We start from the raw sequence: 14,677 nt of genomic DNA on the forward strand, positions 1-14,677 counted from the left end.
GTCGCGGCGATCATCCCCAATCACGACCCGGCGCCCCGCGCGCCCCTCTCCCGGGCGCGCACCATCGGGGGATGAGCACCTCCTCCGCGCTGACTCCCGTCGAACCGTTCGTCGATTATTTGCGTCGTCGGAGCGCCAGCGCGACCGTCCTGACCCCCGGCGAGGTCGTCACCGCCGCCGTCGGCCTTCTGCGCGGATGCCGGGCGGCCGCCCGGTCCACGGGAGCGGCGTGGTGGCTGACGGCGGAGGGCCGCCCCGTCGTCGTCGAGGAGCACGATGCTCCGGACGTTGTTGCGGCGACCGCCGACGGCCTCCGACGGCTGGCCGCGCTCATCCCCGAGCCGGCGACGCGCGAGCTCGTCGATCGAGCGGGGGAGGCGGTGGCAACCCGTCCTCCGCGCGAGTGGGATGCCGTGGAGAGGCGCCTGTTCGCCCTCGCCGAGCCGACGCCGCTCGTTCTCGGTCCGCTGGCTCCGGTGGTCGTCGACGACCCGGGAGAAGATCACCGGGCCGACACCGCGGGTGGTCTGCTCGGCCTCATCGACGGCGACCTCGTCGGCGCGATACGGCAGAGCGCGGGCGGCCTCCGGGAGGGATGGAAGACGTCGCCCCGACTCTGCGCGATCGCCATCGGAGTGAGTGTCGTCGCGGCCGTCGCCGTGTTCGCATCCGTCTTGCTGCCCGGAGCGGGTGGGCCCGCTCCCGTGGCATCCGCGTCTCCCGCCGTGTCACGGATCGTGCCCCCGTCCGCGTCCGTCGCACCGCAGCCCTCCGCGACGTCGCCCCGGCCCGTGGACGATCGCGTCCCCCTCTCCGACGACGTCACCGCGATCGCGCGCCGCGTCTTCGCCGAGATCTCCCTCTGCGAAGACGACCCGACGTGCCGGAGCGCGTTCGACGAAGGCTCCGCATTCGCACGGGAGCCCCTGCTGCCCGATGCCGAGCACGCCGACATCGCCCTGGTCGAGGACTTCGGGGGCGTCGCCGTGGTCCGCGTCGCGGACACGATGACCGCGCAGTACGTGACCCTCGTCCGCCAGAAAGACCGATGGCTGGTCCGCGCCGTCGAAACGATCACGGACCAGCCATCATGAGCCGGCGGTCAGCGGTGTCAGATGCCGAGGTCGCCCTCGAACTGCGCCGCCTCGAGGCGTGCCTTGACGGCACCGAGGAAGCGGGCCGCGTCGGCACCGTCGATGATGCGGTGGTCGTACGACAGAGCCAGGTAGACGTAGGAGCGCACCGAGATGGCATCCTTTCCGTCGACCGAGACGACGCCCGGCTTCTTCACCACGGCACCGAGGCCGAGGATCGCGGACTGGGGCAGGAACACGATGGGCGTGTCGAACAGCGCGCCGCGCGAACCGGTGTTGGTCAGCGTGAACGTGCCGCCCGCGAGCTCGTCGGGCTTCAGCTTGTTGTCGCGCGTGCGAGCGGCCAGGTCGGCGATCTCACGGGCCAGCTGGGCGATGTTCTTCTCGCCCGCGTCCTTGACGACGGGGGTGAGCAGGCCACGCTCGGTGTCGACCGCGATCGCCACGTTCTCCTGGGCGGGGTAGACGATCTCGTCGCCCTCGACCGTGGAGTTGATGATCGGGTAGGTCTTGAGCGCCTCGATGGCGGCGATCGCGAAGAAGGGGAGGAACGACAGCTTGTCGCCCGTCTTCTGCTGGAACTCGCCCTTGAAGCGGTCGCGCAGGGCGGCGACCTTGGTCACGTCGACCTCGACCACGGTGGTGAGCTGAGCCGTCGCCTGCATCGAGGCGACCGCGCGCTCGGCGATGACCTTGCGCAGACGCGACATTTTCTGGGTCGTTCCGCGCAGCGGGGAGACCTCGACCGGCGCGGCGGGCGCGGCGGCCGGGGCCGCAGCCGGGGCGGGCGCCGCGGACGCCGACTTCGCGGCTTCGGCTGCCTTGAGCACGTCTTCCTTGCGGATGCGTCCACCGACGCCGCTGCCCGTGACCGACTTCAGGTCGACGCCCTGCTGCTGTGCGAGGCGACGCACGAGGGGGGTGACGTAGGTGACGTCGTCGTTGGACGAGGCGGCGGGAGCCGGCGCGGCCGGCTTCTCGGCGGCGGGAGCGGGCTGCTCGGCGGGCTTCTCCTCCGCGGCGGGCGCGGGCTGCTCAGCCGGCTTCTCCTCCGCGGCGGGAGCGGGCTGCTCAGCCGGCTTCTCCTCGGCGGCGGGCGCCGCGGGGGCCTCCTCCTGCGCGGGAGCGGCGGCACCGCTGCCGATGCGCGCGAGGGCGGCACCGACGTTGACGGTCTCGTCCTCCTGCACGAGGATCTCCTGCAGCGTGCCGGCGACCGGCGAAGGGATCTCGGTGTCGACCTTGTCGGTGGAGATCTCGAGCAGCGGCTCGTCGACCGCGACGTCGTCGCCGACGGCCTTGAGCCAGCGGGTGACGGTGCCCTCGGTGACGCTCTCGCCGAGCTCGGGCAGGACCACCTCGGTCGAGTCGCCGGAAGAGGCGGGAGCCGACGACGCGGAGGGAGCGGGCTGTTCTGCCGGGGCGGACTCTGCCGGAGCGGCCTGCTCGGCCGGAGCCGATTCCTGCTCGGCCGGAGCGGCCTGAGGGGCGTCGTCCGTGGACGAGGCACTGGAGCCGTCGCCGATCTTGGCGAGGACGGCGCCGACCTCGACGGTCTCGTCCTCCTGGACGAGGATCTCTTCGATCACGCCCGAGACGGGGGACGGGATCTCGGTGTCGACCTTGTCGGTCGAGATCTCCAACAGCCCCTCGTCCTCCTGGACGGTGTCACCGACCTGCTTCAGCCAGCGGGTGACCGTTCCCTCGGTGACGCTCTCGCCGAGAGCGGGGAGGACGACGGATGTGCTCATGGATATGTCTCCTTCGTACCGGATGCGGTATCTAGCTTAGTGACCGGTTGTCGGTCAGAGTGCGTGCAGCGGCTTGCCCGCGAGCGCCAGGAAGGCCTCGCCGAGCGCCTCGCTCTGGGTGGGGTGCGCGTGGACGAACGGCGCGATGTCTTCGGGATGCGCTTCCCAACCGACGGCGAGCTGAGCCTCCGAGATCAGCTCTCCCACGCGATCGCCCACCAGGTGGGCACCGACGACGGGGCCGTCGACGCGACGCACGATCTTCACGATGCCCGAGGTGCCGATGATCTCGCTGCGACCGTTGCCGGCCAGGTTGTACTCGTACGCGCGGACGGCCTCGGATCCGTAACGATCCTGAGCCTGGGCCTCGGTGAGTCCGACGGACGCCACCTCGGGATGCGAATAGGCCACGCGCGGCACGTCGACGTCGGGGACGAGCACGGGCGAGAGTCCCGCGATCTCCTCGGCGACGAAGATCCCCTGCTGGAACCCGCGATGGGCGAGCTGCAGACCGGGCACGATGTCTCCCACGGCCCACACGTGCGCCGCGGCGGTGCGCAGACGGGAGTCGGTCTGCACGAAACCGCGGTCGAGCACGACCCCGGCCTCCTCGTACCCGAGACCGGAGGTCACGGGGCCCCGGCCCACGGCCACCAGGACGTAGTCGGCCGCCAGCTCGCTTCCGTCGTCGAGGGTCACCGTGACGCTGTCGTCGTCCGACGACAGCGAGGTGAATCGCCGACCCAGTTGGAAGGCGATGCCGCGCTTGCGGAAGGCCCGCTCCAGAGCCTTGCTCGACGAGACGTCCTCGGCGGGCAGCAGATGGGGGAGCGCCTCGACGATCGTGACCTCGACGCCGAACGAGCGCCACACGCTGGCGAACTCCACGCCGATGACGCCGCCGCCGAGGACGACGACGCGCTCGGGGATGACATCGAGATCGAGGGCCTGCTCGCTCGTCAGCACGCGGCCGCCGATCTCCAGGCCGGGGAGGCTGCGGCTGTACGAACCCGTCGCGAGGATGACGTCCGTACCGCGGTACACGTCGTCGCCCACGCGGACGGCGGGTCCCGCCTCCAACGAGCCCGCCCCGGCGACGACGCGGATGCCGCGCGCCGAGATGAGCCCTTCGAGGCCCTTGAACTTCTTGGCGACGATCCCCTCGCGATACGCGCGCACGCGCGCCGGATCGATCCCCGAGAACGTCACATCGACACCGATGTCGGACGCCCCGCGCGCGGCGTCGGCGACCTCGCCGGCGTGCAGGAGCGCCTTCGTCGGAATACACCCCCGGTGCAAGCAGGTGCCGCCCAGCTTGTCCTTCTCGACGAGGACGATGTCCTTTCCGAGCTCGGCGAGTCGCAGCGCGGCGGCATAACCGCCGCTGCCGCCACCGAGGACGACGACGTCCGCGGTGTACTCGGTCACCGCGCGCCGTCCGTCGCGAGCAGCTCCACCAGCGAGCGCACGGTCGCACCGGTCACGCCCTTGTCGGTGTATCCGAACGGTGCGGACTTGTTCATGCCCACGCCCGCGATGTCGAGGTGCACCCAGGGGATGCGAGCGGCATCGGCGTCGTCGGACACCCGGCCGACGAAGTGGCGCAGGAAGAGCCCCGCGAACAGCGAACCGCCGGCGGGGTCGCCGATCTTCGCGTTCTGGAGGTCGGCGATGGGGGAGTCGAGGTCGTCGACCATGTGGTCGGGCAGGGGCAGCTGCCACGCCAGCTCCGCGACGCGGCCCGCGGCCTCCAGGTACGACGCCACCGCCGCGTCGTCTCCCATGACACCGGTGTGGCGGTTGCCGAGGGCGACGGTGATGGCGCCGGTGAGGGTCGCGACGTCGACGATCAGGTCAGGGTTCTCGCGGCTGGCCGCGGCAAGGCCGTCGGCGAGCACCAGGCGTCCTTCGGCGTCGGTGTTCAACACCTCGACGGTCGTGCCGTCGAGCGTGCGCAGCACATCGCCGGGGCGGGTGGCCCGGCCCGACGGCATGTTGTCGGCGATGCAGAGCCAGGCGCTGACCTTGACGGGCAGCGCCATCTCGGCGGCGGCCTTCAGCACGGCCAGCACCGTGGCGGCGCCGCACATGTCGTACTTCATCCCCACCATCGATGCCGGCGGCTTGAGCGACAGTCCGCCCGTGTCGAAGGTGATGCCCTTGCCCACCAGGGCGACGTGGCGCTCGGCACCGGCGGGCGCGTACTCCAGCCGAACCATACGGGGCGGGCGGTCCGACCCCTGGCCGACGCCGAGGATGCCGCCGTAGCCGCCGTCGCGCAGCGCGGCCTCATCGAGCACCTCGACGTCGACGGGCAGGTCTTTCACGGCCGCGACGGCGGCGTCGGCGAAGTCCGCCGGCCCCAGCCACTCGGCCGGCGTGGTCACCAGGTCCTTCACGAGGGCGACGGCTCCGGAGATCGCGGCGACCGCGGCGACGTCGGCCTCGGTCGGAGCCTCGCTCGTCGAGACGCTCACGCGTTCGGCCCGCGCCTTCGCGGACTTCTTCTTGTAGTCGGCGAAGCGGTAGCCCCCGAGAGCGGCCCCCTCGGCGATCGGACGCCACGGCGCCGCGACCAGCGACTCGACCGCGACGTGCGCGAAGCCGGTGAGCTGGCGGAGGCCGGCGCCCGCGGCATCCCGGACGGACGCCTCGGTCGCGTCGGAACCGGCACCGACCACGGCGAGGGGCTTGGTCACGCCCGGTACGTGCACGCGCTGGAAGGAGCCCGCGGCCCCCGTGAACCCGACCGCGGCCAGTGCCGCGTGCAATCCATCCCAACCGACGGGGTCGGACGCTCCCTCCGCGGTGGTGGGGACGATCAGCAGGATCGCGTCGGCATCGGATTCGAGGACGGGGGCGTCGGTGTACGCCACAGAGGGGAACGGCATGGGATCCATCCTAGGTTCGTGCGTGTTCGCTAGCAGCGGGACGCACCGCGACCGGGCATCCGGGAGCGCTCGTAGAGTGGATGCATGCCCTCCTCCGCCCCGCTGTACGACCGCGCCCCCGCGGCGCCGCCCGTGCCGTCGGGCCTGCCGCTCGTGATCGCCCTCACGGGGTTCACCGACGCCGGCGGGGCCGTCACCCGACTGGTCGAGTACTTCCGCGACGACCTGCAGCCCAACCCCGTCTTCGTCTTCGACAACGACGTGCTGCTCGACTACCGCGCGCGGCGGCCGGTCATCACCTTCGTGGAGGACCACCTCACCGACTACCGACCGGCGCGGCTCGAGCTGTCGCTCGCCCACGACTCGCTCGGGCACCCGTTCCTGATGCTGGCGGGATACGAGCCCGACTTCCTCTGGGAGACCTTCGCCGAGACCGTGCTCGAGCTCTCGGCCGGCCTGCAGGTGGCGTCCGTCACCTGGGTGCACGCGATCCCCATGCCCGTCCCGCACACCCGTCCCATCGGCACGACGGTGAGCGGAACGCGACCCGAGCTCGCCGAGGCCCACTCGGTCTGGCGCCCGCACACGCAGGTCCCCTCGACCGCGGGTCACCTCCTCGAGTACCGCTTCGCGGAAGCCGGCGCCAAGGTGGCCGGCTTCGCGCTGCTCGTCCCGCACTACCTCGGCGACACCGAGTATCCTGCGGCCGCGCTGGCCGCTCTCGACAGCCTGACCGTCGCGACGGGGCTGGTGTTCTCCGGAGAGATGCTCCGCGAGGAGAACCGCGAGTTCATCGGCAAGGTCACCGAGCAGGTCGAGGGCAGCGAGGAGCTCACGCGCATGCTCGAGGGACTCGAGGAGCGCTACGACTCCTACATGGCAGGCTCCACCCACGCGACGCCCATCATCCATACGGGCGATCTCCCGAGCGCCGACGAGCTCGCCGCCGAGCTGGAGCGCTTCCTCGCCACCCGTCCCGGCGACGACGACCGTCGCGGAAAGCTCGGCTGAGTCCGTCCCCGCGGCGGCCGCACGGCGTCGACGATCACGGATGCCGACAGGCGCGGGATCCGGAGGGAATGCGGCGGCGTGGCGGGGCGTTGTCTACGCATAGATCCCCGGTCCGCGTCAAGTCCCGGTCTGGGGATGTGAGACAATGAAGAACCTGACCCGTTGTCATCCGGTCCAGGAGTCACGCTCCTCGGCTCGGTACTTGACAAGGGTCTTACTAGTGTCCGAGAACGACCGGTGGCCGTGCAACGTACGTTCCCGGTGAAAGGCGAAACGTGGCAGGCACGACAACCAAGACCCGCTCCCGGGGTGCGAAGGACACCGAGCTCGAGAACTCCGAGGAGACCGTGACGGCGTCGACGACGACGACCGCGAAGAAGGCTCCCGCCAAGAAGGCCCCCGCCAAGGCCAAGGCGACGCCCGCCAAGGCCAAGACCAAGGCGAAGAAGGACGACGACCTCGAAGACGAAGAGGACGTCGACGACGAGGCCGATGTCGAGATCGACGTCGACGACAGCGACGACACGGAGGAGTCCGACGACTCCGCCAAGACCGGCGCCAAGAAGACCGACGACGACGATGACGACGAGACCCCGGCGGCGCCCGCCGAGGCTCTTCCCACCGGCGCGATCGTCATCTCCTCCAGCGACGAAGACGACGTCCCCGTCTACTCCGCGCAGATCACCGGCGCCACCGCCGACCCGGTCAAGGACTACCTGAAGCAGATCGGCAAGGTCCCGCTGCTCAACGCGGCCGAAGAGGTCGAGCTCGCGATGCGCATCGAGGCGGGCCTCTTCGCCGAAGAGAAGCTGTCGAACATGTCGGCGGCCGAGAAGACCAGCCAGCTGGGTCTCGACCTGCAGTGGGTCGCCCGCGACGGCCAGCGCGCCAAGAGCCACCTGCTCGGAGCCAACCTGCGCCTCGTCGTCTCGCTGGCCAAGCGCTACACCGGTCGCGGCATGCAGTTCCTCGACCTCATCCAGGAGGGAAACCTGGGCCTGATCCGTGCGGTCGAGAAGTTCGACTACACCAAGGGCTTCAAGTTCTCGACCTACGCGACCTGGTGGATCCGTCAGGCCATCACGCGCGCCATGGCCGACCAGGCCCGCACCATCCGCATCCCGGTGCACATGGTCGAGGTCATCAACAAGCTCGCTCGTGTGCAGCGCCAGATGCTGCAGGACCTCGGTCGTGAACCCACCCCCGAGGAGCTGAGCCGCGAGCTCGACATGACCCCCGAGAAGGTCATCGAGGTGCAGAAGTACGGGCGCGAGCCCATCTCGCTGCACACGCCGCTCGGTGAAGACGGCGACAGCGAGTTCGGTGACCTCATCGAAGACACCGAGGCGGTCGTCCCGGCCGACGCGGTCGGCTTCACGATGCTGCAGCGCCAGCTCGAGTCGCTCCTCGACTCGCTCAGCGAGCGCGAGGCGGGCGTGATCCGCATGCGCTTCGGCCTCGGCGACGGCCAGCCGAAGACCCTCGACCAGATCGGCGACACGTTCGGCGTCACGCGCGAGCGCATCCGTCAGATCGAGTCGAAGACTATGGCCAAGCTGCGTCACCCCAGCCGCTCGCAGTCGCTCCGGGACTACCTCGAATGAGCGGCGAGGCCAACGCCGGCAAGGCGCTCACCGTCTCCGTCGAGGGCACGTCGTACGCCCGCATCCCGATCCGCACGCGGGTCGTCATGCCGGGCGACGACCTCGACGCGTTCATCCTCGAGTACGCGAAGGATGCCGTTCAGCCGGGCGACCTGCTGTTCGTCACCGAGAAGATCGTCGCGATCACTCAGGGCCGATCGTTCAAGCTCGACACGATCAAGCCCCGCAAGCTCGCTCTCTTCCTGTCGAAGTACGTCACCCGCACGCCGTACGGCATCGGCTTGGGCATGCCCGAGACGATGGAGATGGCACTTCGGGAGTGCGGCACCCCGCGCATCCTGCTCGCGGCGGCGATCTCGGCCGTCACCAAGGCGCTCGGCCGCAAGGGCGACTTCTACCGCATCGCGGGAGACAAGGCGCGCGCGATCGACGGTCCCACCAAGGGCACCATCCCCCCGTACAACCAGGCGGTGGTGCTCGGACCCGAGCGTCCGCGCGAGGTGGCTGCACGCCTGAAGTCGCTGCTCGGCGGCGATCTGCAGGTGGCCGTGGTCGACATCAACGACCTCGGCGGCAACATCCTCGGCTCCACGATGGACAAGGCCGGCGAGAAGCGTCTCGTCGCGATCCTGAAGGACAACCCGCTCGGCCAGGGGCACGAGTCCACTCCGCTGGGCATCGTCCGCCACAGCTGACATCGCTGCTCGGTAAGGCCCGTCCCGTTCTCGGGGCGGGCCTTACCGCTGTGCGGATGCCACGACGTGCGGCACGCCCGGACCCTTCGACGAGCCCAGGATCCTCCCCACCCAGGTGGCTGAGCCTGTCGAAGCCACCGGGCCCTCCGACGAGCCCAGGACCCTCCCCACCCAGGTGGCTGAGCCTGTCGAAGCCTCCGGACCCTTCGACGAGCTCAGGGTCCTCCCCACCGCCCCGTCGACGCCACCGGCCCCTAGACGAGCCCAGGACACTCCCGCACGATGCCGAGAGGCCCGCCCCCCACGGGAGCGGGCCTCTCGGCATCCGGGATCAGAACCCGATGGCCGCCTGATAGCGCGGCTTGTGGCCGGTGCGGATGCCGGTCACGCTGGGCTTGTTCTCGTAGACGCCCGCGCCCCAGTTGCCCTCGACGAGCACGGGGCCGTCGGGGCCCACCACGATGTCCCAGCCGACGTACTGCACCTGCGGGACGACGCGGGCGACCTGGTCGACGAACGCCTTGACCTTGTCGATCATCGGCAGCTGGAAGTCGGCGATGCGCACGCCCGAGTCGGGGTGCAGCTCGTGCACGTGCCCGTGGGAGTCGTAGCCGGCGCCGAGGGCGTGGCCGTCCTCGTCGAGCATCGTGTAGAAGCCGCCGAAGGTCATCTGGTCGCTCACGGCACCGCGGCCGAACTTCTGCGCCATCGCGAGGATGTGCGTCTTCTCGCCGTCGAAGAAGGCGGTGACGCGCGTGGTGTTCACGGTGCCGGGGCAGACCGCGGCGAGGTCGTCGTGCTGGCGGATGACCTCCTCGACGAGGATCTCCCCGCGCTCGAGCAGTCCGCGATGGAAGGCGCTCCAGTCCTCGACCTCGGCCGCGTGGTAGCGGTGCACTCCGGTGCCGGCCTGGCCGACGGGCTCCTTCGTGACGACCGTGCCCAGACGCTCGGTGAACGCGCGCAGCTCGTCGGCGTTGTCGGCATCTACCACCATCCAGTCGCGGCGGAGGAAGTCGCTGAAGCGGCGGTCGAAGGCCACCTTGTCTTGGAAGATGCCGCGGTAGTCGGGGTGGTCGTACTTCTGCGAGATCTGGTTCGACACCGGGTGCGTCATGTACGTCGCGCGCTCGGCGGGGGTGAGGATCGCGAAGTCGTAGTCGATGTAGTCCTGGAAGCCGACGTTCTTCACACCGGCCTGGAACAGCATGTCGGCGACCACGAGAGGCAGCGCCTTGCCGTGCTGGGCCGAGGCCTCCTTGGCTCGCTCGACCACCGAACCGACGTCGATGCGGCGGGCACGTCCGGCGAGGTAGCGCAGACGGGTGACGGGGGAGAAGCCCTGGGATGGCATGCACGCTCCGGGGTCGGGGATGACGGACCCCGTTAGTCTAAAGGGGTGACCTCCACGCTCCCTGCCCGCACGCCCGGGGCCGGGGGAGTGTCTCCCGTGGCCCTCGTCTCGGAATCCGCGCTGCGGGAGAACGCCCCCCTCGCCCTCGCCGCGGGGCTCGGAGGCGGTGCCGACGTCGTGCTCGCCGCCGATGCCTGGGGGCACGGTGCCGCGTGGGTGGCATCCGTGCTGTCGGATCTCGAGATGGATGCCGCGTCTCTCGACGCCGCCGTCCTCTTCGGCCTGCCCGGGACCCACGCGCGCCCGGTGATGTCGCTGCGCGGTCGAGCCCTGGGCACGAAGCCGCTCCTGCGGGGAGAGGGCGTCTCGTACGGCTACACCCACCGCGCCCCCCACGACACCGCCGTCGCCCTCGTGACCGGCGGCTACGCCCAGGGTGTCGTCCGCGCGCTGGGCAACAGCGCGACGGTGGCGATCGACGGCCGCCGCCACCGCATCGTCGGTCGGGTCGCGATGGACGTGAGCGTCGTCGACATCGGCGACGCCGCGATCGCGCGCGGCGCCGAGGTCGTGTTCTTCGGCGATCCGGCGCAGTCCCACCCCTCCCTGCAGGAATGGACGGATGCCACGGGCCTCACGGCGGCCGAGATCGTCGCCACCGTGGGGGCGCGTGCCGACCGGAGGGTGAGCCCGTGAGTGCCTTCTACCTCGTCGACCTCGACGCCTTCGCTGCGAACCTCCAGCGGGTGCGCGCGGCCGTCGCGCCCGCCGCGCACATGCTCGTCGTGAAGGACGACGCCTACGCGCACGGCCTCGAGGCCGTCGTCCGGCGCGCCTGGGCCGAGGGCGTGCGCTGGTTCGGCGCGTTCGACGTCGCGACGGGGACCGCCGTCCGCCGGGTGGTCGGTCCTGACGCCCGGATCTTCGTCTGGCTCATCGGCGGCGCCGACGACCTGACCGCCGGCGCCGCCGCGCACCTCGACCTCGGCGTGGGCGACGAGGCCCTGCTGCACGACCTCGCGACACTCGACCTGCCGACTCCCGCCCGCGTGCACCTCAAGATCGACACGGGACTGCACCGCAACGGCATCCGTCCCGAGCGCTGGGACGACGCGCTGGAGGTCGCGAGCGGCCTCGTGCGAGAGGGACGCATCGTGTTCGAGGGCGTGTGGTCGCACATCTCCGAGGCCTCGGACGCCGACGACGACGACGCCCGGCGGATCTTCCTCGCGGCGCGCGATGCCGCCCGGGCGGCCGGTCTCGACCCGCGCTTCTCGCACCTCGCGGCCAGCGCCGCCGGTTTCGCCCGCGGGGAGTTCCGTGAGGATCTCGTGCGCGTCGGGGCGTTCTCGTACGGCATCCGTCCCGCGGGAGGGCCGGGGGAGGCCGAGCTGGGTATCGAGCCCATCGCCTCGCTCATCGCGACGGTCACCGCAATCGACGCCGCCGGTGCCCACCTCGATGTCGGTAGCCTCCACGGGCTCCCCAGCACCCTGTCGGGACGCTTCGACGTCGGCACCCCCGCGGGGCCGCGGCGCGTCGAGGCCATCGGCACCACCTCCACGGCGGTGGCCCCCTGGCCGGACGCGGCACCGGGTGATGAGATCGTGCTCTTCGGGCGCGGGGCCCTGTGCAGCGCCACCGACCTGGCCGAACTCGTCGACACGATCGGGGAGGAGATCGCTCTCCGTGTCGCCCCCGCTCTTCCCCGGCGCTACATCGGGGACTGACCCCGGGGGGCGAACGCGGAACGGGCCCCGAACCGCTCCGGAGGAGCGGCGCGAGGCCCGTTCGGCGGGGTGTCTCAGTCGGCGGCGGTGAGGCGCGCCGTCTCGTCGTGCCAGGAGGTGGCGACGCTGCGGAGCTTCTCTTCGTACTTGCGGCCGTGGTGCGCGCAGAACAGCAGTTCGCTGCCGTTGACCTCGGCGGCGATGTAGGCCTGTGCGCCGCAGGAGTCGCAGCGATCCGCCGCCGTCAGGCGGTGATCGAGAACGGACGCTTCGGGTGCAGTCGTGGTGGTCATCTCGGGTGCCCTCCTCAAGTGGTCGTGGGCGAGTCTCCATATACAACCACGCGGATGTTTCCCCTATGCCGCGGCTTGATCACATTTCGCTGTGCGCGTACGGTGACCCGAGCCCCCTGTGTGTCTGGCAGGGGATGTCGGTGGCCCCGATTACGCTCGGGATGTGACCTCCGAGTACTCCGCCCACCACCTGCAGGTCCTCGAGGGCCTCGAAGCCGTGCGGAAGCGCCCGGGCATGTACATCGGCTCCACCGACTCCCGTGGTCTCATGCACTGCCTCTGGGAGATCATCGACAACTCCGTCGACGAGGCGTTGGGCGGCCACGGCTCCCGCATCGACATCGTGCTGCACGCCGACGGCAGTGTCGAGGTGCGCGACCGCGCCCGCGGCATCCCCGTCGACGTCGAACCCCGCACCGGTCTCACCGGAGTCGAGGTCGTCTTCACCAAGCTCCACGCCGGTGGAAAGTTCGGTGGCGGCTCGTACGCGGCATCCGGTGGTCTGCACGGTGTCGGCGCGTCGGTCGTGAACGCCCTCTCGGAGCGCCTCGACGTCGAGGTCGACCGAGCGGGGAAGACCTACGCGATGTCGTTCCACCGCGGCGAACCGGGCCTCTTCGCCGGCGACGGTCCCGATTCGCCCTTCACCCCCTTCGACCGCAGCAGCGAGCTCCGCGTCATCGGCAAGGCGCCGCGCGGGGTCACGGGCACGCGCATCCGCTACTGGGCCGATCGGCAGATCTTCACGAAGGATGCCGCCTTCGGCCACGACGAGCTCGTGCAGCGCGTGCGTCAGACGGCCTTCCTCGTGCCGGGACTCGAGATCGTCGTGCTCGACGACCGCGGCGACGAGCGCATCGAGACGAGCTACCGCTTCGATGGCGGGATCTCCGAATTCGCCGATTTCCTCGCCCCCGACGCGGCCGTCACCGACACCTGGCGTCTCACCGGCACCGGCACCTTCACCGAGACCGTGCCGGTGCTGCAGCCGGGCGGATCGATGATCCCCACCGAGGTCGAGCGCACCTGCGAGGTCGACATCGCGGTGCGATGGGGCACCGGGTACGACACCACCACGCGCTCGTTCGTGAACATCATCGCCACCCCCAAGGGCGGCACGCACCAGCAGGGCTTCGAGCAGGGCCTGATGAAGGTGCTGCGCACCCAGGTCGACCAGAACGCGCGCAAGCTCAAGGTGGGCAACGACAAGATCGAGAAGGACGACATCCTCGCCGGGCTCTCGGCGGTGCTGACCGTGCGCCTGCCCGAGCCGCAGTTCGAGGGTCAGACGAAAGAGGTGCTCGGCACCCCCGCAGTGCGCCAGATCGTGGCGACCGTCGTGCAGAAGGAGCTCGCCGCGCGCTTCGCCTCGCCCAAGCGCGACGACAAGGCTCAGACCGCTCAGCTGCTCGAGAAGGTCGTCTCGGAGATGAAGGCGCGCATCTCGGCGCGCACCCACAAAGAGACCCAACGGCGCAAGAACGCCCTCGAGTCCTCCTCCCTGCCGGCGAAGCTGGTGGACTGCCGCTCGAACGACGTGAACGACTCCGAGCTGTTCATCGTCGAGGGGGACTCGGCGCTCGGGACCGCCAAGCTCGCGCGCAACAGCGAGTACCAGGCGCTCCTGCCCATCCGCGGCAAGATTCTGAATACCCAGAAGGCCTCGATCAGCGACATGCTGTCCAACGCCGAGTGCGCCTCGATCATCCAGGTGATCGGCGCCGGCTCGGGCCGCTCCTTCGACCTCGACGCGGCCCGCTACGGCAAGATCATCCTGATGAGCGACGCCGATGTCGACGGGGCTCACATCCGCACGCTGCTGCTGACGCTGTTCTTCCGCTACATGCGGCCACTGGTGGAAGAGGGGCGCGTGTTCGCGGCCGTTCCGCCCCTGCACCGCGTGATCGTGATGAACCCCGGCACCAAGCCGAACGAGACCATCTACACCTACAGCGAGCAGGAGCTGCACCAGCTGCTGACGAAGCTCAAGCGCTCCAACAAGCGGTGGCAGGAGCCGGTGCAGCGGTACAAGGGTCTCGGCGAGATGGATGCCGATCAGCTCGCGACGACGACCATGGATCGCGGCGGTCGCATGCTGCGCCGCGTGCGCGTGCAGGACATGGAGGCCGCGGCATCCGTCTTCGACCTGCTCATGGGCAGCGACGTCGCTCCCCGCCGCGAGTTCATCATCGACTCCAGCGACCGCCTGGCGCGCGAACGCATCGACGTCTGATTCGACGACCCGAGGGCTTCC

General features: G+C 70.3%; 12 protein-coding genes. 7 read left to right on the top strand and 5 right to left on the bottom strand.

Annotated elements, in window-relative coordinates; genetic code table 11:
- Window positions 1-71: 71 nt before the first annotated feature.
- Window positions 72-1,094: a hypothetical protein gene (locus Q0818_RS06190; protein ID WP_298872789.1), complete on the top strand. Its 1,023-nt coding sequence runs from the start codon at window positions 72-74 to the stop codon at window positions 1,092-1,094.
- 17 nt (window positions 1,095-1,111) lie between these two features.
- Here Q0818_RS06190 and sucB read toward each other — a convergent pair whose 3' ends face one another.
- The 3 genes from sucB to Q0818_RS06205 are packed head-to-tail and all read right to left on the bottom strand — an operon-like array spanning window position 1,112 to window position 5,736.
- Window positions 1,112-2,845, bottom strand: a complete 1,734-nt coding sequence (sucB, locus tag Q0818_RS06195; protein ID WP_298872791.1) for a 2-oxoglutarate dehydrogenase, E2 component, dihydrolipoamide succinyltransferase — start codon at window positions 2,843-2,845, stop codon at window positions 1,112-1,114.
- 54 nt (window positions 2,846-2,899) lie between these two features.
- A complete protein-coding gene (gene lpdA / locus Q0818_RS06200) occupies window positions 2,900-4,273 on the bottom strand; it encodes a dihydrolipoyl dehydrogenase (RefSeq protein ID WP_298872793.1) in 1,374 nt (457 codons plus the stop codon).
- Complete coding sequence (locus Q0818_RS06205; RefSeq protein WP_298872794.1) at window positions 4,270-5,736, bottom strand: leucyl aminopeptidase; 1,467 nt, start codon at window positions 5,734-5,736, stop codon at window positions 4,270-4,272. Before Q0818_RS06205 ends, lpdA begins: the two co-directional genes overlap by 4 nt.
- A gap of 84 nt (window positions 5,737-5,820) precedes the next feature.
- Here Q0818_RS06205 and Q0818_RS06210 point away from each other — a divergent pair, with 84 nt between their 5' ends.
- The 3 genes from Q0818_RS06210 to Q0818_RS06220 all read left to right on the top strand — a co-directional run bounded on the left by Q0818_RS06210 (window position 5,821) and on the right by Q0818_RS06220 (window position 9,046).
- Window positions 5,821-6,747, top strand: coding sequence for a proteasome assembly chaperone family protein (locus Q0818_RS06210; protein ID WP_298872796.1), 927 nt, complete (start codon window positions 5,821-5,823; stop codon window positions 6,745-6,747).
- A gap of 275 nt (window positions 6,748-7,022) precedes the next feature.
- A complete protein-coding gene (locus Q0818_RS06215; RefSeq protein WP_298872798.1) occupies window positions 7,023-8,351 on the top strand; it encodes an RNA polymerase sigma factor in 1,329 nt (442 codons plus the stop codon).
- Window positions 8,348-9,046, top strand: a complete 699-nt coding sequence (locus tag Q0818_RS06220) for a coenzyme F420-0:L-glutamate ligase (protein ID WP_298872799.1) — start codon at window positions 8,348-8,350, stop codon at window positions 9,044-9,046. Before Q0818_RS06215 ends, Q0818_RS06220 begins: the two co-directional genes overlap by 4 nt.
- Window positions 9,047-9,377: 331 nt before the next feature.
- On the opposite strand, the gene Q0818_RS06225 is transcribed toward Q0818_RS06220, so the two are convergent.
- Window positions 9,378-10,400: a sugar-transfer associated ATP-grasp domain-containing protein gene (locus tag Q0818_RS06225; protein ID WP_298872800.1), complete on the bottom strand. Its 1,023-nt coding sequence runs from the start codon at window positions 10,398-10,400 to the stop codon at window positions 9,378-9,380.
- A 45-nt stretch (window positions 10,401-10,445) separates the two neighbouring features.
- Between Q0818_RS06225 and Q0818_RS06230 the strand changes: the two genes are divergently transcribed.
- Window positions 10,446-11,096: an alanine racemase C-terminal domain-containing protein gene (locus tag Q0818_RS06230; RefSeq protein WP_298872802.1), complete on the top strand. Its 651-nt coding sequence runs from the start codon at window positions 10,446-10,448 to the stop codon at window positions 11,094-11,096.
- The gene (locus tag Q0818_RS06235; protein WP_298872804.1) at window positions 11,093-12,130 is read left to right on the top strand and encodes an alanine racemase; all 1,038 of its coding nucleotides are present in this window, start codon (window positions 11,093-11,095) and stop codon (window positions 12,128-12,130) included. Before Q0818_RS06230 ends, Q0818_RS06235 begins: the two co-directional genes overlap by 4 nt.
- A 74-nt stretch (window positions 12,131-12,204) precedes the next feature.
- Here the strand turns inward: Q0818_RS06235 and Q0818_RS06240 are convergent, their stop codons facing one another.
- Window positions 12,205-12,423, bottom strand: coding sequence for a hypothetical protein (locus Q0818_RS06240; protein ID WP_298872807.1), 219 nt, complete (start codon window positions 12,421-12,423; stop codon window positions 12,205-12,207).
- Window positions 12,424-12,586: 163 nt separating this feature from the next.
- Between Q0818_RS06240 and Q0818_RS06245 the strand changes: the two genes are divergently transcribed.
- The gene (locus Q0818_RS06245; RefSeq protein WP_298872810.1) at window positions 12,587-14,656 is read left to right on the top strand and encodes a DNA topoisomerase IV subunit B; all 2,070 of its coding nucleotides are present in this window, start codon (window positions 12,587-12,589) and stop codon (window positions 14,654-14,656) included.
- Window positions 14,657-14,677 lie beyond the last annotated feature (21 nt).

Source organism: uncultured Microbacterium sp. (assembly GCF_947489255.1).
GTDB classification, from domain to species: domain Bacteria; phylum Actinomycetota; class Actinomycetes; order Actinomycetales; family Microbacteriaceae; genus Microbacterium; species Microbacterium phycohabitans.

Excerpts from the sequence above, each read along its gene's own strand:
- Q0818_RS06210 (WP_298872796.1), top strand. The coding sequence starts at position 5,821 with ATGCCCTCCTCCGCCCCGCTGTACGACCGCGCCCCCGCGGCGCCGCCC.
- Q0818_RS06220 (WP_298872799.1), top strand. The coding sequence starts at position 8,348 with ATGAGCGGCGAGGCCAACGCCGGCAAGGCGCTCACCGTCTCCGTCGAG.
- sucB (WP_298872791.1), bottom strand. The coding sequence starts at position 2,845 with ATGAGCACATCCGTCGTCCTCCCCGCTCTCGGCGAGAGCGTCACCGAG.
- Q0818_RS06190 (WP_298872789.1), top strand. The coding sequence starts at position 72 with ATGAGCACCTCCTCCGCGCTGACTCCCGTCGAACCGTTCGTCGATTAT.
- Q0818_RS06225 (WP_298872800.1), bottom strand. The coding sequence starts at position 10,400 with ATGCCATCCCAGGGCTTCTCCCCCGTCACCCGTCTGCGCTACCTCGCC.
- Q0818_RS06240 (WP_298872807.1), bottom strand. The coding sequence starts at position 12,423 with ATGACCACCACGACTGCACCCGAAGCGTCCGTTCTCGATCACCGCCTG.
- Q0818_RS06205 (WP_298872794.1), bottom strand. The coding sequence starts at position 5,736 with ATGCCGTTCCCCTCTGTGGCGTACACCGACGCCCCCGTCCTCGAATCC.